Annotated in this window: 16 protein-coding genes and 1 pseudogene; 11 read left to right on the top strand and 6 right to left on the bottom strand. The window is 71.6% G+C overall.

Annotation, left to right across the window (positions count from 1 at the left end):
• Window positions 1-34 precede the first annotated feature (34 nt).
• Together AB0H56_RS22065 and AB0H56_RS22060 are read left to right on the top strand one after the other, a co-directional pair.
• On the top strand, window positions 35-847 hold the full coding sequence (locus AB0H56_RS22065; RefSeq protein ID WP_357166275.1) for an acyl-CoA thioesterase domain-containing protein: 813 nt from the start codon (window positions 35-37) through the stop codon (window positions 845-847).
• A 158-nt stretch (window positions 848-1,005) separates the two neighbouring features.
• The gene (locus tag AB0H56_RS22060) at window positions 1,006-1,668 is read left to right on the top strand and encodes a maleylpyruvate isomerase family mycothiol-dependent enzyme (protein ID WP_357166272.1); all 663 of its coding nucleotides are present in this window, start codon (window positions 1,006-1,008) and stop codon (window positions 1,666-1,668) included.
• A 264-nt stretch (window positions 1,669-1,932) separates the two neighbouring features.
• Here AB0H56_RS22060 and AB0H56_RS22055 read toward each other — a convergent pair whose 3' ends face one another.
• Window positions 1,933-2,778 (bottom strand): NAD(P)H-binding protein, encoded by an 846-nt coding sequence (locus AB0H56_RS22055; protein ID WP_357166269.1) that lies wholly within the window; start codon window positions 2,776-2,778, stop codon window positions 1,933-1,935.
• 75 nt (window positions 2,779-2,853) lie between these two features.
• Between AB0H56_RS22055 and AB0H56_RS22050 the strand changes: the two genes are divergently transcribed.
• Both AB0H56_RS22050 and AB0H56_RS22045 read left to right on the top strand, forming a co-directional pair.
• Window positions 2,854-3,441 carry a TetR/AcrR family transcriptional regulator gene (locus AB0H56_RS22050; protein ID WP_357166266.1) on the top strand — a complete coding sequence of 196 codons (588 nt, stop codon included), beginning with the start codon at window positions 2,854-2,856 and terminating at the stop codon, window positions 3,439-3,441.
• Window positions 3,442-3,530: 89 nt separating this feature from the next.
• Window positions 3,531-4,208, top strand: a complete 678-nt coding sequence (locus AB0H56_RS22045) for a PadR family transcriptional regulator (RefSeq protein ID WP_357166263.1) — start codon at window positions 3,531-3,533, stop codon at window positions 4,206-4,208.
• A gap of 82 nt (window positions 4,209-4,290) precedes the next feature.
• On the opposite strand, the gene AB0H56_RS22040 is transcribed toward AB0H56_RS22045, so the two are convergent.
• The 4 genes from AB0H56_RS22040 to AB0H56_RS22025 form a co-directional block, all read right to left on the bottom strand.
• The gene (locus AB0H56_RS22040) at window positions 4,291-4,734 is read right to left on the bottom strand and encodes an SRPBCC family protein (RefSeq protein WP_110035532.1); all 444 of its coding nucleotides are present in this window, start codon (window positions 4,732-4,734) and stop codon (window positions 4,291-4,293) included.
• A 19-nt stretch (window positions 4,735-4,753) separates the two neighbouring features.
• Window positions 4,754-5,986 carry an aminotransferase class III-fold pyridoxal phosphate-dependent enzyme gene (locus tag AB0H56_RS22035; RefSeq protein ID WP_357166260.1) on the bottom strand — a complete coding sequence of 411 codons (1,233 nt, stop codon included), beginning with the start codon at window positions 5,984-5,986 and terminating at the stop codon, window positions 4,754-4,756.
• The gene (locus AB0H56_RS22030; protein WP_357166257.1) at window positions 5,983-7,014 is read right to left on the bottom strand and encodes an SDR family oxidoreductase; all 1,032 of its coding nucleotides are present in this window, start codon (window positions 7,012-7,014) and stop codon (window positions 5,983-5,985) included. Before AB0H56_RS22030 ends, AB0H56_RS22035 begins: the two co-directional genes overlap by 4 nt.
• Before the next feature lie 290 nt (window positions 7,015-7,304).
• Window positions 7,305-9,470 (bottom strand): MMPL family transporter, encoded by a 2,166-nt coding sequence (locus AB0H56_RS22025; protein ID WP_357166254.1) that lies wholly within the window; start codon window positions 9,468-9,470, stop codon window positions 7,305-7,307.
• Between the two features lie 126 nt (window positions 9,471-9,596).
• Between AB0H56_RS22025 and AB0H56_RS22020 the strand changes: the two genes are divergently transcribed.
• Window positions 9,597-10,193: a TetR/AcrR family transcriptional regulator gene (locus AB0H56_RS22020; protein ID WP_357166251.1), complete on the top strand. Its 597-nt coding sequence runs from the start codon at window positions 9,597-9,599 to the stop codon at window positions 10,191-10,193.
• Here AB0H56_RS22020 and AB0H56_RS22015 read toward each other — a convergent pair.
• The gene (locus AB0H56_RS22015) at window positions 10,180-11,565 is read right to left on the bottom strand and encodes a flavin monoamine oxidase family protein (protein WP_357166248.1); all 1,386 of its coding nucleotides are present in this window, start codon (window positions 11,563-11,565) and stop codon (window positions 10,180-10,182) included. The two genes, AB0H56_RS22020 and AB0H56_RS22015, sit on opposite strands and share 14 nt — an antisense overlap.
• Window positions 11,566-11,789: 224 nt before the next feature.
• On the opposite strand from AB0H56_RS22015, the gene AB0H56_RS22010 reads away from it, so the two are divergent.
• From AB0H56_RS22010 to AB0H56_RS21985, 6 genes and pseudogenes are all read left to right on the top strand, one after another.
• Window positions 11,790-12,773 carry an alpha/beta fold hydrolase gene (locus tag AB0H56_RS22010; protein ID WP_357166245.1) on the top strand — a complete coding sequence of 328 codons (984 nt, stop codon included), beginning with the start codon at window positions 11,790-11,792 and terminating at the stop codon, window positions 12,771-12,773.
• A 59-nt stretch (window positions 12,774-12,832) separates the two neighbouring features.
• Window positions 12,833-13,501 (top strand): annotated as a pseudogene (locus AB0H56_RS22005) (DNA alkylation repair protein).
• Between the two features lie 51 nt (window positions 13,502-13,552).
• Complete coding sequence (gene def, locus AB0H56_RS22000) at window positions 13,553-14,092, top strand: peptide deformylase (RefSeq protein WP_357166242.1); 540 nt, start codon at window positions 13,553-13,555, stop codon at window positions 14,090-14,092.
• Entirely contained in the window at window positions 14,092-15,015 is a 924-nt protein-coding gene (gene fmt / locus AB0H56_RS21995) for a methionyl-tRNA formyltransferase (RefSeq protein WP_357166239.1), read from the top strand. The genes def and fmt overlap by 1 nt, the downstream gene beginning before the upstream one ends.
• A 688-nt stretch (window positions 15,016-15,703) precedes the next feature.
• On the top strand, window positions 15,704-17,068 hold the full coding sequence (locus AB0H56_RS21990) for a transcription antitermination factor NusB (RefSeq protein ID WP_357166608.1): 1,365 nt from the start codon (window positions 15,704-15,706) through the stop codon (window positions 17,066-17,068).
• A 168-nt stretch (window positions 17,069-17,236) separates the two neighbouring features.
• Window positions 17,237-17,581, top strand: coding sequence for an MmcQ/YjbR family DNA-binding protein (locus tag AB0H56_RS21985; protein WP_357166236.1), 345 nt, complete (start codon window positions 17,237-17,239; stop codon window positions 17,579-17,581).
• Window positions 17,582-17,604: the final 23 nt, after the last annotated feature.

Raw genomic sequence — 17,604 nt, 5'->3', positions numbered from 1 at the left:
TTCTAATCGACGTTCGTGAGTAGAGAGGCGAGCGGTGGAGTTCTTCACGGTGCGCGACGGTTCGTATGTGGCGAGTGAGCTGGCGATCAGCCGGTGGTCGTCGAAGCAGCTGAACGGGGTGGGGGTGTGCGGCCTGCTGGCGAAGGAGGCCGAGAAGCACAGTCCGGGAGCGGGATTCGTTCCGGCCCGGTTCACCGTCGACCTGTTCCGTCCGGTGCTGAACGAGCCGATCACGCTGCGTAGCGAGGTGGTGCGGGCGGGCAATCGGGTGCGGGTGGTCGACTCCTGGATCATGCAGCACGGTCAGGTGCGGGCCAGGGCGACGGTGCTGTACCTGGCCGCCACCGACAACCCGCCCGGCGAGGTCTGGGAACCCCAGCGCGTCCTGCCCGTCCCCGACCGCGTGCTCGACGACCCCGACGGCACCCCGCCCCTGCTCAAGTGCGGTGACGAGGACTGGACCACCGATTTCGCGGCCGTCCAGAACGCCGAACGCAAGGTCGCCTGGCACAACCTGCCGCCGCTGGTGGCCGGCGAACCGTTCTCGCCGTTCCAGCGGGCGGCCGCGATCGGTGATGTCACCAACCTGGTCTGCCACTGGGGCTCCGAGGGTGTCGGCTACATCAACACCGATGTCACCCTGACCCTGTCGCGCCTGCCCGAGGGCGCGGAACTGGGCCTCCAGGCGCTCGACCATGTCGCGTCGGCGGGTGTCGCGGTCAGCACCGCCACGCTCTACGACCGGGCGGGCCGGCTCGGCACCTGCGTGATCACCGCGCTCGCCAACGCCCGCCGCCAGGTCGACCTGGCGGAGCTGGGCGACCAGGCCGCGGCATTGCAGAGCTGAATCCGCCCGCCGCGCGGCCGGCGAGCCGCTCCGATGAATTCCTCCGGGTTCGCCCGTCTGGACTTTCGACACCCTTCGCGCGGGTGAGCTGATCGTGGGTGCCGCGCACCCTCCGGTGGGCCCGATCCCTCGCGTGTTCCATCCGAGTGGAGGCAGCCGTGACCGAAACCGCGCAGCGTGAACGACTCTGGGCCCTGGCCCATACCGAGCGGGCAGCACTGGCCGCGGACCTGGCCGGGCTGTCCGCCGAGCAGTGGGCGGCTCGATCGCTGTGCGGGGAGTGGACGGTCGAGGAGGTGGTCGCGCACCTCACCGCGGGCGCGAGCATCGGCCGGTTCCGCTGGCTGGCCAGCGTGCTGCGCGCCCGCTTCGACTTCGACCTGCACAATGCCCGGCAGGTGGCCGCCCACCGCGGGGCGACACCCGCCGAGACCCTGGCGCGCTTCCGGGCCGTCGTCGACACGTCGACGGGGGCGTCCGGACACACCGCGGCCTGGCTCGGCGAGGTCGTCGTCCACGCCCAGGACATCCGCCGCCCCCTCGGCCTGACCACCGCGCCCTCGATCGACGCCGCCACCGCGGTGGCGGAGTTCTTCGCGCGCCGCGACTTCACCGTCGCCGGCCGCAGCGCGATCGAGGGCCTGCGCGTCGAAGCCACCGACGGCCCCTTCGCGGCGGGCACCGGCCCCCTGGTCAGCGGCCCGACCATCGCGCTGGTCATGGCGATGGCCGGACGCGTCGCCTACTGCGACGACCTCACCGGCCCCGGCCTCCCCATCCTGCGCGACCGCGTCTCGCAGGGGGACCACCGCGCGACCTGAGACCGTACGCCCGGGGCCGCACCAGCGCCTGACCTGTCCCAACAATCGGGTGCGACCCGAGCGAGCCGGCTAGCCACTCTCGCGCTCGCGAGGCCGCCCGGTTCGCCCGGCCCAGACCGTCCGGTTCCGGTTCGCCCCGCCCGGTCACACTGCCCCGGTCGACTGTCCACCTGAGCCCCTCCCGCGCGGGACGGCCATGCGTGCCGAACGGATCCGGCATCGCCGGGTCCGACCGACATGGTGCGGATCCGAGGTGCCCCTGGCTCAGGCGAACAGCGTGCGATGACGCAGTGCCCACTCGGCGTACGAGGTCGCGGGCCGGCCGAGCACGCGTTCGATGTCACCGCTGACCTGCTGCTCCTCGGCGGTGGGTGAGCCGAGGATGTGGAGGGTGTGGTCGGCGACCGGTTCCGGCATGAACCGCAGCATGTTCTGTTTGGCCTGGTCGCGCGTGAGTTCGACGAAGGTGACCGGTGCCTCGACGGCCGCGGCGATCGCCGCCGCCTGCTCGCGCGGGGTGACCAGGGCGGGCCCGGTCAGCGTGTACGCCTGACCGGCGTGGTCATCGGAGGTCAGGGCCGCCGCGGCGACCGCGGCGATGTCGCCCGGATCCACGGCGGGCAGCCCCACCTCGCTGAACGGCGCGGCCACGAGGCGCTGCGTGCGCACGGATTCGATCCAGGCGAACGTGTTGGAGAAGAACCCGCCGGGCCGCAGCGCGGTCCACACCAGGTCCGACTCGGCCAGCGCCTGTTCGAAGGCCCGGGTGCGCGCGTATCCGGCCGAATCCGGCCTGGTCACCGCCCCCTGTGAGGACACGAACACCACGCGGCGAACCCCGGCGGCGGCCGCGGTCTTCAGCAGCTGGGCCGGCTCGGGTCCGGTCATCAGCTGTTCACCGGTGATGAGCAGGAACAGGGCCTCCGCATCGTGCAGGGCGGGGGAGAGGCTGTCGAGATCGCCCAGATCGGCGGTGACATGCTCCACACCCGCGGGCAGCTCGATCGGGGCGCTGCCCCGGGAAACGGCGCGGACCTGAGCCCCCGCCTCCGCGAGCAGACCGACCAGCCGGCGGCCGATGTTTCCGGTGGCTCCGGTGACGACGATCATGAGAACTCCTTGAGTTAGTTGACTGACTAACAAGAACGTAGCAGGCGATCCGCGAGCTTGTCTATAGTTAGTTGCATGACTGACTCAGTGGCGCAGAAGAAGCCGAGGGCGGGGAAGCGGGAACGCCTGGTCGAGGCGGCGGCGCGCGTCTTCTACGAACGCGGCGTCGAGAAGACGACCATCGCCGACATCGCCCACGCGGCCGACGTGCCGGTCGGCAACGTCTACTACTACTTCAAGACCAAGGACCAGTTCGTCCAGGCGGTGCTGGAGACGCATGCGGGGGTGTTCGCCGGGATCATCGCGGCGCTCGAGCCGCTGCCGGACCCGGCTGAGCGATTGAAGGCCATGGTCAGGGGCTGGGTGGAGGAGCGGGAACAGGCCGCGCGCTACGGCTGCCCGACGGGTTCGCTCGCCGCCGAGCTGGACAAGCGCGACGACGCGTTCGGCGGTGCCCCGGCGCGGGTGATGAGCCTGCTCATCGACTGGGCGCGCACCCAGTTCGCCGCCATGGGCAGGTCCGACGCCGACGAACTCGCCATCGCCTTCGTCGCCGCCTATCAGGGAATCTCCTTGCTCGCCAACACCTTCCGTGATCCGGAGCTGATGGTGACCGAGGGTGCGCGACTCGAACGCTGGATCGACGAACTCTCCCGTCGCTGAACTCCTCCGGCCCTACTCCTTGCGCTCGATGCATTGTCGATATATCGTCGATAGTGTTACGAACAACGAGAGAGCCTGAGGAGGCTGTCATGCACAACGCAGAACATCGAGAATTCGGAAAGTTCGGTCGCGGTCGTGGGCCGGGTCCGGTGGAATTCGGTCCCGATCGGCGGCAGTTCCGCCGGGGTGGGCGACACGGGCACGGTCCCGACTTCGGGCCGGGCTTCGGTCCCGGTTTCGGGCCGGGTTTCGGCCCTGGCTTCGGTCGTGGCCGCGGTCGCGGCGGGCGGGGCAGGCGCGGTGACGTGCGCGCCGCGGTCCTGCTGCTGCTCGGCGAGCGGCCCATGCACGGCTACGAGCTGATCCAGCGGATCCGCGAACGCAGCGACGACATCTGGCGTCCCAGCCCGGGATCGATCTACCCGGCGCTGGCGCAGCTCGAGGACGAGGGTCTGGTGCTCATCGAGAAGGTGGCCGGTCGCAAGACCGCGCAGCTCACCGACGAGGGCAAGGCCTATGTCGAGACCCATCGCGAGGAGCTCGGCGACCCGTGGGCCGAGGTCAAGGACGATATCGGCGCCCAGGCGCTGGACCTGCGCGGTCTGGTCGGCCAGGTGATGGGCGCGGTCGGGCAGGTCGCCCAGGTCGGCACCCCCGAGCAGGCGGCCAAGGCGGCCGAGGTGCTCACCGAGACCCGGCGGGCGCTGTATCGCATCCTCGCCGAGGACGACATCGCGCCGGGGAACGACGCCGCCGACGAGGCGTGAGCCCGCGATGGCCGGGCCGAACGCGCCCTGCCGAGCGCCACACTGTGCTGCGGCAGGGCGCGCGGGCCGGGTGGACCAGGGATCAGGACACGCTGACCGAGGAGCTGATCGCGGTCATCAGTTCCTCGATGTTGTCGTGCAGCGCGCGCCCGGCGATCGGGTCGAGCATGGCGGCCAGGCTCGGCATCCCGAGGTCGAACTCGGCGGCGAAGCTCACCACCGTGTCCGCGCCGTCGGCCTGCACCTGCCAGCGGCCCTCGAAGGCGACCAGGTCCCCGGCGACCTGGGTGAACGAGTAGGTGCGCGCCTCGGCGTCGAAGAAGTCGCGCTCGGTCCAGCGCAGCGCGCCGTCCCGGAACTTGACCTCCCAGTCGCTGGTCGCGGCGGCGCCGTCGGCGTCCCAGCGGACCTCGACCTTCTGCACGCCGTCGGCGATCTCGGGGTAGCTGTCGAGATCCTTGAGCTGGGTGAAGACGATGTCGGCGTCGATGTTCTCGATGCGACGGCTCAGCGAAACAGTGGGCATGGCAATCAATCTCCTGTGATCAGACGTGGGACAGCAGGGCGGACAGCGACAGATCGAGCGCGGACAGGACCGTGTGCTCCTGGTCCTCGGTGAGCACGGCGGGCGGGCTCAGCCGCACCACCGAACCGGCGCCGAGCGAGTGGTTGACGATCACGCCGCGCGCGAGCAGGTCGGTGACCAGCTCCCCGGCGAGGTCGGGGCGCAGGAACTCGATGGCGATCAACAGCCCGCGCCCCCGCACCTCGCGCACCGTCCTGCCGACGTGCCGGGAGCACATCTCGGTGACCTCGGCCAGCATCCGCTCGCCCAGCTCCGCCGCCCGCGCGGCGACATCGCCGTCCACCAGCGCGCGCACGGTCGCCACGACCGCGGCCGAAGCCAGCGGCGAGCCGCCGAAGGTCGAGGAGTGCAGCGTCGGGTCGTCGGCGAACGGGCGGAACGCCTCGGCGGTGGCCAGCACCGCCGACACCGGCACCACGCCACCGGAGAGCGCCTTGCCCACCAGCAGCACGTCGGGGCGATCGATCTCGGGCTGATGCGCCCACATCGTGCCGGTGCGGCCGAGTCCGGTCTGGATCTCGTCCACGATCAGCATCGCCTCGTGGGTGCGGCACAGTCGCTGGACACCGGCCAGGTAGCCGGCCGGCGGCAGGACGACCCCGCCCTCGCCCTGGATCGGCTCCAGGATCACCGCCGCGTCGCCGTCGGCCGCGATGAGCTCGGCCTCGAGCGCCGCCAGGTCGCCGAACGGCACCGCCGTGGCGGGCAGCAGCGGCTGGAACCGCTGCTGGTACTCGGCCTTCGGGGTGACCGCCAGCGCCCCGGTGGTCTTGCCGTGATACCCGCCGAGCATGGTGATCAGCCGTGTCTTGCCGTGGGCCCGAGCGATTTTCAGCCCGAGCTCGGTGGCCTCGGCGCCGGAGTTGAGGAACTGCACGGCGTCGAGGCCCTCCGGGGCGATCGAGGCCAGCGCCCGCGCCGCCTCGGCGACCTTGGGCTCGAGCAGCAGTCGCGTGGCCAGCGGATGCGTGCGCACCTGCTCGACCACGGCCCGCACCACCGGTTCCGGGCAGTGCCCGAGCAGGAACACCGCGTAGCCGCCGCAGTCGATGAACGAGCGGCCGTCGGCCGTCTCCACGATCGCGCCGTGTGAGGCGACTTCGACAGGGGCGTGGACGAATTCGGCCAGCGCCGCCCGGCCTCGGCCCAGGTGGGCGCGGGTCAGTTCGACGATCTCCGCGCGCTCCATCATGCCGCCACCGTCTCGGGTAGCCAGTACGCGCGCACGGTGCGGGTGAGCAGGTCGCGCGCGGTCTCGGCGGTCGGTTCGATGCCGACGAACGGGCCGCTGCCGAGGCTGGACTCGAACGGGGCGTCGGTGAACAGCGAGGCCATGGCCAGCAGGTTGTCGAACTTGTTGCGCGCCTTGGCATCGAGCACATCGCCGAGGGCGGGCAGGATCAGCCGCTGGACGGCTTCGATCTGGAAGTAGCGCGGGGTCGTCAGCGCGATGCCCGCCGCGCCGTAGAGCTCACCGCACAGCGCGACGATCTCGCCGGTGGCGACGGCGTTGTCGCCCGCGGTCAGCCAGTACTCCGAGCCGTCGAGCTCGGCGGTGGCCAGCCGGGCCAGCGCCGCGGCGACCATGTCCTGGGCGAGGAAGTCGACCTGGGCGGTGTCGCTGAACGGCACGAACGGCAGCGCGCCCTTGACGTAGGCGCCGAGAAAGGTGTGCAGCCCCTGGTGGCGCACGATCTTGCCGGTGGCCGAATCGCCCATCAGCAGCGACGGCCGGGCGATCACGTAGTCGATGCCCGAGGTCCGCACGGCGGCTTCGCCGTCGATCTTGGAACGCAGGTAGTCGTCGCGTCCCCCGGCGCAGCCGGTGCCGGTGACGACCTTCGCCGACTCGGCCCTGGCCACGAACGACGAACTGGTGTGCACGATGCCGGCGCCCGCGACCTCGCAGAACCGCAGCACGTTCCGGGTGCCGTTCACATTGATCGACCGGATGGTCTCCTCGTCGCGGTTGAAATCGACCATGGCCGCGACGTGGATGACCCGGTCGACCTCGTCGGCGATGCGCGCGTAGTCCTCGCCGAGGCCGAGATCGGGCTGCCGGATGTCACCGCTGAGCCAGGTGACGCCCGCCCGTGCCGCACCGGTCTTGCTGTGTCCGAGCGCGTAGATCCGATGGCCGGCGAGGAGCTCGACGAGCGCCCCGCCGATGACGCCGGAGGCGCCGGTGATCAGGAAGGTGGATTCACGGTTGGTGCTCATGTTCCCTCCACTCCGAGAGGTCGCCGCGACCGAGATCGGGCGACGTACCCGGTAGAAGCTGCTTGATCCGAGATGCGGATGCGTTACGCCGTTGTGACCCCCGCGAAATCCAAAGTAACGCAAGGGATTTCGACGATAGGGAACGTGGAGGTGAACAGTCGGGATCGGTTGGGTGATTTCCCGACGCGGTCGGCGTTGCTGTGTTCCGGGCGTGTCGGATCAGCGAAAGCGCACGTCGACGGCGCCCGGGTGCCTGCGCACCGGACGACGTCGACGTGCCCGAAAAGCCGTCAGGCCGTTACGGGTTCACTCACTGTTGGTTTCGGTGCCGCCGGCTCCGGCAGCGACTCGCCTTCGATGTCGACGTGGGGGAGCAGGCGCTCGAGCGGGCCGGGCAGCCACCAGGCGTGCCGCCCGAGCAGTGCCATGACGGCCGGGATGAGCGTCATGCGCACGATCAGCGCGTCGAACAGCACGCCGATCCCCATCGCGAAGCCGATCGGCCCGATCATCGTGTTGTGGCTGAACAGGAATCCGGCGAAGACCGCGATCATGATCACCGCCGCCGCCGCGACCACCCGGACGCTGCTCGCGTAGCCCGCGCGCACCGCGTCCAGCGCCGAACCACGCCCGTGCACATGGGCTTCGCGCATCCGGGAGACCAGGAACACCTGGTAGTCCATCGCCAGCCCGAACAGCACGCCGATCAGCAGGATCGGCAGGAACGCCAGGATCGGCGCGGGCCGATGCACGTTCAGGACCGAGCCGAGCCAGCCCCACTGGTAGACCGCGGTGGTCGCGCCGAGCGCGGCCGCCAGGGAGAGCAGGAACCCCAGTGCCGCCGTGAGCGGAACCAGCAGCGACCGGAAGGCCAGCGTCAGCAGTGCCAGCGCCAGGCCGACCACGACGATCAGGAACGGGACGAGCGCGCCGGAGAGCTTGCGCGCCACATCGATCGCGATGACGGTCTCGCCGGTGAGGTGGAGGGTGGCCGCCTGGTCGGCCCGCAGGCCGGGACCGGTGTCGCGAATGGCGCGGACCAGGGTGGCGGTGTCCTCGGAACTCGGTGCGGTCGTGGGGATCACGACGAACTGGGCGGTGTCACCCGCCTCGTTCACCTCCGGTGGGAACACCATCGCGATCCCGGGCAGCGCGCTGATCCGCTCCACCGCGGCCTGGGTCTGGGCCTGGATCCGGCCGGCCTCGCCCTCGACCACCGCGACCAGGGGGCCGTTCAATCCGGGCGTGTACGCCTGCGCGAGAACGTCGTAGGACTTGCGCGGCACGGTGTCGGTCGCTTCGTGCCCGGCGTTGGGCAACCCGAGGCGCAGCTCGAGCACCGGCAGCGCGAGCACCGCCAGCACCGCGACGCCGGCCAGCAGCGTGGCGATCGGATGGGCGGTGACGGTCTGACCCCAGCGGTTGGGACGTTTGGCGCCCTCGATCGCGGTCAGCCCGCGGCCGGCCGGGATCAGCCGCGCCCCGGCGAAGCCGAGCAGCGCGGGCAGCAGCGTGATCGCCAGCAGCACCACCACGCCGACGCTGCCGGCGGCGGCCAGACCCATGCCGGTGAGGAACGGGATCCGCGCGATCGCGAGCCCACACAGGGCGATCAGCACCGTGGCACCCGCGAAGACGACCGCGCTGCCCGCCGTCCCGGTCGCCCGGGCCGCCGATTCGCGGACGGGCAGGCCCTCGGCGAGCTGCTGACGGTGCCGCGACACGATGAACAGCGTGTAGTCGATGCCGACGGCGAGGCCGAGCATCAGCGACAACGCCAGCGTCGCCGAGGACGCGTCGAACAGCGTCGAGACCGCGACCACGCCGCCGGTGCCGATGCCGACACCGACCAGCGCGAGCAGGATCGGCAGGCCCGCGGCCAGCAGTGACCCGAAGGTCACGAGGAGCACGCCCATCGCGATCGCCACCCCGACCGCCTCGGCCGGACCGACGAACGAGGCCTCCGAGTAGTACGGGCCACCGGTGAGCATCGGGCGCAGGCCCTGGGCCTCCAGGCGGGTGCGCACCGTGTCGACGGCGGTCTTCGCGGTCGGGTTCACCGGGTCGGCGAAGGTGATGTCGACGAAGGTGACGTCGCCGCGCTCGGCGACGGCGAGCGCGGCCGGGGTGATGCCGTCGATGCCGGGGGTGCCCGACAGGGTCGACAGTTCGGCGTCGAGCTGGGTCAGCGGCAGCGGCTTGCCCTCGGGTGCCCGGACGACGAGGCGGGCCGCGCCCTCGCCGGGGGTGGTCGGCGCGCCCTTGCCGAAGCTCTCGATCAGGACGCGCTGGGCCCGATCGGATTCGGTGCCGGGGATGTCGAATTTGTCGGAAACCTTGGCGCCCAAGGTGATTCCGACCAGGGCGACGATCGTGGCGAGGAGCGACCAGGCCGCGACCACCCACCACGGATTTCGGAAACAGAGATCGCCGAGGCGATAGAGAGCGCGAGCCATGGTTACCCCTCCAGGGTATTTAACCTACAGATGGCTGATTACCTACATGTGTAGGATAGGTCCGGTGGACCGGCGGCCGTCAACGTGTCGCACGACACAAGGGGCGACAGATGTGAAGGTGGAGAAGTGATTCGAGTGCAGCCGGACCAGCGCAAGCCGACCTCCGACGACCCGCGGGTGCTCCGCAGTCGCGGTCTGCTTCAGGACGCCATCCTCGAGCTGGGCCGGGCCGGGCCGGTCGACGGGATCGCGATCTCCGACATCACCCAGCGCGCAGGCGTGAGCCGCAGTACCTTCTACGACCACTACACCGACAAGGAGACGCTGCTCGCCGACGCCATCGAACGGCACGCCCTCGACGCGGGCGTCACGCTGCGCGCGGAGGGACTCGGCGACGGACTACCGGATCAGCCACCGCAGTTCCTCATCGAGTACGTGCGCCACATCGCCGATCACGCGCAGCTGTACCGCAATGTGCTCGGCGCGCACGGGTCGGCGGCGGTGCACGCGCGGCTGGCCCGTAGCATCGCGACGATTCTGGTCGACGGCATCCGGCTGCTCGGGGAGCACGCGCCGGTGGCCGCGGTGATCCCGGTCGAGGTCGACGCCGCCGCGCTGGCGGGCGCGATGCTCGCCGTCATCGCCTATTGGCTGGCGGAGTTGCCGCAGACGCCGCCGCCCGTGGTGGCGGAATGGATCTGGGAGGTCCTCACCCGGGAATGAGCCGCGGACTGCCCGCGTCGAGGACGGCGAGTACCTCGGTGGCGGCGCGCTCGCCCGAGGTGAGCGCGCCGTCCATGTAGCCGTTCCAGACCGTCGCCGATTCGGCTCCGGCCCAGTGGATCCGGCCGATCGGCGCACGGACGGCATCGCGGTAGGCGGTCCAGCCGCCGGGCGGCAGGTAGCCGCCGTAGCACCCCCTGGTCCACTCCTCCTGGCTCCAGTCCTTCTCCAGGTAGCGCAGGGGAGCCGCGGCCGCCGGGCCGAAATGGCGGGCGAAACAACCGAGTACCTCGGCGCGGCGTTCGGCCAGGGGGAGCTGTCCGAGCCTGCGCGCGTGGTTCGCCTCGAGGAAACCGAGCAGGACGCCCTTGCCTGCGTCGGGCGGGGAGTTGTCGTAACAGAGCTTCACCGGGCCGACGTCGCTGGTGGCCTGGCCGTTGAGGCCGTCGCGCCGCCAGAACGGCTCGGGGTAGACGGCCATGCACTTGATGACCGAACCCTGAACGAACCGCTGCGCCATCTGATCCCGGTGTCCGGGCAGGGGCGGGTCGTAACTGATGCGCGCGGTCAGGGTGGGTGGGATGGCCACGATCACCGCCCTGGCACGCACGGTGCGCCGGTCGGCGACGACGCTGACGTCGAGGTCGGTGGTCTCGATCCGCCGAACCGGATTCGACAGCTCGATGGTCCCGTCGAGTCGCCGTGCCATCTCCTGGGCGATGCGCTGGGTGCCGCCGACCACGCGCCAGTGCTGCGCGCCGCCGGTGGTGGAGGTGAGTTGATCGATGCCGCCGCCGGAGTGCAGGTAGAACAGGAAATGCAGCAGGGAGAGGTCGGCGGGTTCGGCGGCGAAGACCGCCTGGCACACCAGCGCGCACACCTCGCGGCCGCCCCGGGTGCGCACGTGCCTGCGCAGCCAGGTGTCGAGGGTCTGGCTGTCCCGCTCGGCGGCCCTGGGCGCGGTCCACGGCGCCGCGAGGGGGACCTTGCGGGCCATCCGGTCCAGGCGCAGCTGAGCCTGGGCGACGTCGGCGAGCACGTGCGGCGGTAACGCGGGAACGCGGCCGCGGTAGCGCTTGGACCGGCCGCGAAACTCGACGAGGGTGTCGCCGTGCTGATGGGTGGCGTGCAGGTCGAGCCCGAGTTCGGCGACGAGGTCGAGGACGCGGTGCTGGGTCGGCCCGATCCACTGGCCGCCGACCTCGACGACGTGCTCGTCGTCGATCGGCTCGTTCAGTGTGCGCCCGCCGACGCGGTCGCGAGCTTCGAGCACGAGGACGCGGTGGCCGCGATCGTGGAGTTTCCTGGCGGCGGCGAGTCCGGCGAGCCCGGCGCCGACCACCACGACATCACAAACGTCCGGTCCCGTCACGACGACCCTCCGGCGAAGTTTTGTTGAACGATTGTCCAGTTCCAGGATAGTTCGGGCGCGGTCGGCGGGGACCGGAATGCCCAAGGTCGCGGCGTGTCGGGGCCGTGTCGCGTCCACCCCAAAAAATGGGGGCAAAGAATACCCGGTTTCGAGGATGCGAAACCCGCTCCGGTGGGGTACTTGTTTGGGATATGGAACAGCGGAATCGGTTGTGGGGTTGGGGAATGGCACAAAAGCGACGCGCGGGCGCGCTCGCGGTGGCGGTCGTCGCGGCGTTCGGGGTGCACGCCGCGGCACCGGTCGCCGCCGCGCCCGCCGGGTACCGGCCCGCCGTGGTGCCGACCGAAGCCGGGCCGCGGCAGAGCGACCACCTCTCCGCCGCGCGGTACATCGACACCCATCCCGCCGCTGTTCCCCTGGGGGTCAACGACTTCGGCTGTCGGCCCACCGCGGCACATCCGCGTCCGGTGGTGCTCGTGCACGGTACCGACTCCAGCGCCTACTCCGACTGGGCGGGGATCGGTCCGCAGCTCGTCGACGCGGGCATGTGCGTGTTCGCGCTGAACTACGGCGGCGCGCCGGGGGCCGACACCTACGGCACCGAGGACATGCGGATCAGCTTCGCCCAGCTCGCCGCGTTCGTCGACGACGTGCTCGCGGCCACCGGCGCGGCGAAGGTCGACCTCGTCGGCTTCTCGCAGGGCGCCAACGTCAGCCGGTACTACGTGAACAAGCTCGGTGGCGCGCCGAAGGTCGGCACGTGGGTCGGCCTGGCCTCGCCGAGCTACGGCGGGGTGATGTACGGGCTGGTACCGGTGGGGCAGGCGATTCCGGGGATGATGGACGTCTACGCCAAGGTCACCTCGACGGCGGCGGTACAGCAGGCGCAGGGCGAGCCGCTGATGGTCGAGCTCAACGCCGGTGGCGACACCGTGCCCGGCGTCCGGTACGTGACGGTGGGCAGCCGGGTCGACGAGATGATCCAGCCCTTCGACAACATCGCCCTGCACGGCGCGGGCGCGGAGAACCTGGTCCTGCAGGATCTGTGCGCCGACGACCTGACCGGGCATTTCCACCTGGTCTACGACCCGTTCGTGCAGCAACTGCTGCTGCGTGTCCTCGACCCCGAGCACGCTCCCGCGCCGGTCTGCCAGCCGGTTTCCCTCGGCACCGGCATCCCGCAGGTGATCATCGCAGGCAACTCCTGACGCCCGGGTCTCCTGTCCTCTCGTAGGCTGACACTCCCCGTGGAGGACAGGAGGCCCCGGTGTCCGACGAGACCGTGCCCGAGCTGCTGGCCGAGCTGGCCGCGCTCGACAACCCGAAGATCCGGGCCGTCAACGAGAAACACGGCGACGACCACGGCGTGAACCTCACCGCGCTGCGCGCGATCGCCACCCGGCTGAAGACCCGGCACGAACTCGCCCGCGAGCTGTGGGCGACCGGCGACACCGCCGCACGCCTGCTGGCGCTGCTGATCTGCCGCCCGAAGTCCTTCGACCGCGCCGAGCTCGACACCATGCTCCGCGAGGCCCGCACCCCCAAGGCGCACGACTGGCTCGTCAACTACGTGGTCAAGAAGCACCCGGGCGCCGAAGACCTGCGGCAGTCGTGGCTCGCCGACCCCGACCCGGTGGTCGCGAGCGCGGGCTGGGCGCTGACCAGTGATCGCGTGGTGAAACGGCCCGACGGGCTCGACCTGGCCGGGCTGCTCGACGTCATCGAGGCCGAGATGGCCGACGCGCCCGACCGGCTGCAGTGGGCGATGAACACCTGCCTCGCCCAGATCGGGATCGAACATCCCGGGTACCGGGCCCGCGCGGTCGAGATCGGTGCGCGGCTGTAGGTGCTCGCGGACTATCCGACGCCGCCGAACTGCACCTCGCCGTTCGCGCCCGTCTGGATCGCCGAGATGGTGCGGCGGAAGGAGTCCTGAGGCGGTCCATAGAATAGGACGACCGCCCATCGTCCAGCCGGGAGCCGCCGCGTGACCATCCAGCCCGTTCGCCTGTTCGGCGATCCGATTCTGCGTTCCCGTGCGGAGGCGGTGACCGAGTTCGGGGCCGAGCTTGCCCAGCTCGTCGCCGACCTCACCGAGACCATGCACGACGACGGCGGCGTCGGTATGGCGGCGCCGCAGATCGGCGTCGGGCTGCGGGTGTTCGTCTACGACACCGGCGACGCCGCCGGGCATGTGGTGAACCCGGTGTGGACCGCGATCGGCGACGACGAACAGGTCGGGCCCGAGGGCTGCCTGTCGATTCCCGGCGTGCGCTACGACGTGCGCCGCGCGCTGCGCGTGCACGTCACCGGTGTCGACCAGGCCGGCGCTCCGGTCGAGTTCGAGGCCACCGAACTGCTGGCGCGGTGCGTGCAGCACGAGACCGACCACCTCGACGGCGTGCTGTTCATCGCCAAGCTCGAGCCCGCCGACCGCAAGGACGCGATGCGCACCATCCGCGAATCCGATTGGTTCAAGGCGGGCATCACCGTCCGTGAGTCCAGCGGTGTCGGCGGTGGCCACTGATGCGGCTGGTCTTCGCCGGAACCCCTGACCCCGCGGTGCCCTCGCTGCGCAGGCTGATCGAGAGCGAACGCCATGAGGTCGTCGCGGTCGTCACCCGGCCCGACGCCGTCGCCGGGCGCGGCCGCAAGATCATGCGCTCGCCGGTCGGGCAGCTCGCCGACGAGCACGGCATCCCCGTGCTCACCCCCGGCAAGCCCGCCGACCCGGACTTCGTCGCCGCGCTCACCGAGCTGAACCCGGACTGCTGCCCGGTGGTGGCCTACGGCGCCCTGCTGCCGCAGCGCGTGCTCGACATCCCCCGGCACGGCTGGATCAATCTGCACTTCTCGCTGCTGCCCGCCTGGCGCGGCGCGGCGCCGGTCCAGGCGGCGATCGACGCGGGCGACGACATGACCGGCGCGTCGACCTTCCTCATCGAGGCGGGCCTGGACACCGGCCCGGTCTACGGCGTGATGACCGAGCAGGTCGGCGTCACCGACACCGCGGGCGAGCTGCTCGCCCGGCTCGCCGACGCGGGCGCGGTCCTGCTGGAGAAGACCCTCGACGGAGTGGAAGACGGCACCGTGCGCGCGGTGCCGCAAGCCACCGACGGCGTGTCCTACGCGCCGAAGGTGACCGTGGAGGCGGGCCGGATCCGCTTCGACGAGCCCGCGCTGGCCATCCACCGCCGGATCCGCGCCGTCACCCCGGCGCCGGGCGCGTGGACCGAGATGAACGGACTGCGCCTCAAGCTCGGTCCGGTGGAGATGGTGGAGGAAACCTTGCCCGAACGCGAGATCGAGGTACGCAAATCCGGCGTCTTCGTCGGCACGGCGACCACCGCGGTCCGCCTCGGCCAGGTCCAGCCGCCGGGCAAGAAGATGATGAACGCCCTCGACTGGGCTCGCGGCGCCCGCCTGGCCCCCGGCGCGGTGATCGGATGAGCGAGCGGACTGACGCCGGTGCCGTGCCGGTCGTGCTGGAGCCGCGCGTCGGTGAGGTGACCGCATGAGTGCCTCCGACCGCAGGCGTCGCCGCGAAGCCGACCAGCGCTCCGGCGCCGCGCCCCGCGACGACCGGAAGGTGACCGGTAAGAACGTCGACGGCGGCTGGGCGGCCCGCGCCGCCAAGGGCGGCGGCACCGTTCCCGCTGGGGACGATCGCCGCGCGCCGCGCGCCTCCCGCCGGTCGGACGACCGTGGATCCGCCGGGCCCCGCCGCACCGACAACCGGGGTGGCTCGGCCGACCGCACCGACAACCGGGGTGGCTCGGCCGACCGCACCGACAACCGGGGTGGCTCGGCCGGCGCGGGCCGGCGCGACGATCGTTCCGGCGACGGCGCGGGGGAGCGGCGGTTCGGTGACAGTGGCGAGCGGCGCTCGGCCGGTGGACGCGGTGGTTCCGGCGGCGGTGCGAACCGGCGTGATGATCGTTCCGGTGGCGCGCGCTCGGGCGGCCCGGGGCGCGGCGCCGGGAGTCGGTCCGGCGCGGAACGTGACGCGCGTGCCGGGGATTCGCGTGGTGGCCAGCCGTCCGGCGGTACCCGTGCGGGCGCGCGGGCCGGGCGCGATGCCCAGAGTGGTGCGCGGGCCGGTGGTGGGCGGCGCCGGGACGAGCGGGCCGATCCGAGTGTGCCCAGTCCGCGCAAGCGGCGCGGGGAGCCGGTGGATCCGGCGCGTGAGGTGGCCCTCGACGTGTTGCGCGCGGTGCGGGACCGGGAGGCCTACGCGAACCTGGTGCTGCCGAAGTTGTTGCGGGAGCGCAAGATCAGCGGGCGCGACGCGGCGTTCGCGACCGAGCTCACGTATGGCGCGTGCCGTTCGCTCGGCCAGCTCGACGCGGTGATCGCGGCCTGTGCGGGCCGCCCGGTCGCCGAGATCGACGGTCCGATCCTCGACATCCTGCGGCTCGGCGTCTACCAGCTGCTGCGCACCCGCATCGGCGCGCACGCCGCCGTGGACACCTCGGTCGACCTGGCCAGGTCCGAATTCGGCCAGGGGCGTGCGGGTTTCGTCAACGCGGTGCTGCGGCGCGCGGGGGAGAAGACGGCCGAACAGTGGATCGCCGAGCTGGCGCCCGCCGACCCGGTCGGCGCCCTCGCCTTCGAGCACGCGCACCCGACCTGGATCGCCCAGGCCTTCGCCGACGCGCTCGGCGCCCGCGCCGGGGAACTGGCCGACCTGCTCGCCGCCGACGACGCGCGCCCGCTCGTGCACCTGGTCGCGCGGCCCGGCGAGATCACCGCCGAGGAGCTGGCCCTGGTCACCGGCGGCGAGGAAGGCCGCTGGTCGCCCTACGCCGTGTACCTCGACGGCGGCGACCCCGGTCAGCTGGAACCGGTCCGTGAGGGCATCGCCGCCGTGCAGGACGAGGGCAGCCAACTGGTGGCCCTCGCGCTGAGCAGGGCACCGCTGCACGGCCCCGACCAGGGGCGCTGGCTGGACCTGTGCGCCGGTCCCGGTGGCAAGGCCGCGCTGCTCGGCGCGCTGGCCGCCATCGACCTGTTCACCGTCGACGCCGTCGAACCGGCCGAGCACCGCGCCGAACTGGTCCGCAAGTCGACCAGGGACCTCCCGGTCACCGTGCACGTCGCCGACGGCCGCGACAGCGGTCTCGCCCCCGGCTACGACCGCATTCTCGTCGACGCGCCGTGCACCGGCCTCGGCGCGCTGCGCCGCCGCCCCGAAGCCCGCTGGCGGCGGACACCCGGAGATGTGCCGGAACTGGTCGCCCTGCAGCGCGAACTCCTCGCCGCGGCCTGGGATCTGCTGCGTCCCGGTGGTGTGGTCGTGTACTCCACGTGCTCACCGCACCTGTCCGAAACCCTGGGCGTCGTCGGCGATTTCGTCCGCCGCTCCGGCGCCGAGCAGCTCGACACCCGCGAATGCCTGCCGGGCGTCACCGAATTGGGCGACGGACCGTCGGCTCAGCTGTGGCCGCACCGCCACGGCACCGACGCGATGTTCGTCGCGGCCCTGCGCAAGCCGCTCGACTGAGGCCGGCCACCGACGCGGAGCCGGGTCCTGCCACCCGGCGCGGGCCCGGCTCCGAGACCGTCGACAGTCGCCTGCACCCGGAATCGGCGAGCGGCCGGGCGAACCGGTCGGCACGCCACGCGACATTCGTCCAAGCGCCGACGGGGTGCGCGGGCGCAGAATCGACCCATGGCGATGACGTGGGAACAGGTGGTGGGTGTGGCGACGGCGCTGCCCGGGGTCGAGGAGGGCACCTGGTGGCGCTCACCCGGCCTGAAGGTCGGCGGTAAAGGGTTCGCGCGCCTGCGCGACGAGGCCGAAGGCGGCCTGGCTCTGCTGTGTGAGATCCCGGAGAAACAAGCCCTGCTGGCCTCCGGCGATCCGGCGTTCTACACGACCCCGCACTACGACGGGCACCCGTTCATCCTGATCGATCTCGCGGTCGTCGACCCGGATCAGCTGGCCGAACTCGTCGACGCGGCGTGGTGGCTGCGGGCGCCTGCCCGGTTGCGGCGGGAGCGGCAGGGCGCGTAGGGACGCCGTTGTCCCGTGCGCGG

This window comes from Nocardia sp. NPDC050717 (assembly GCF_040654275.1).
Classification (GTDB): domain Bacteria; phylum Actinomycetota; class Actinomycetes; order Mycobacteriales; family Mycobacteriaceae; genus Nocardia.
The sequence above is the reverse complement of the archived record's forward strand: the minus strand, read 5'-3'. Positions and strand labels throughout refer to the sequence as shown.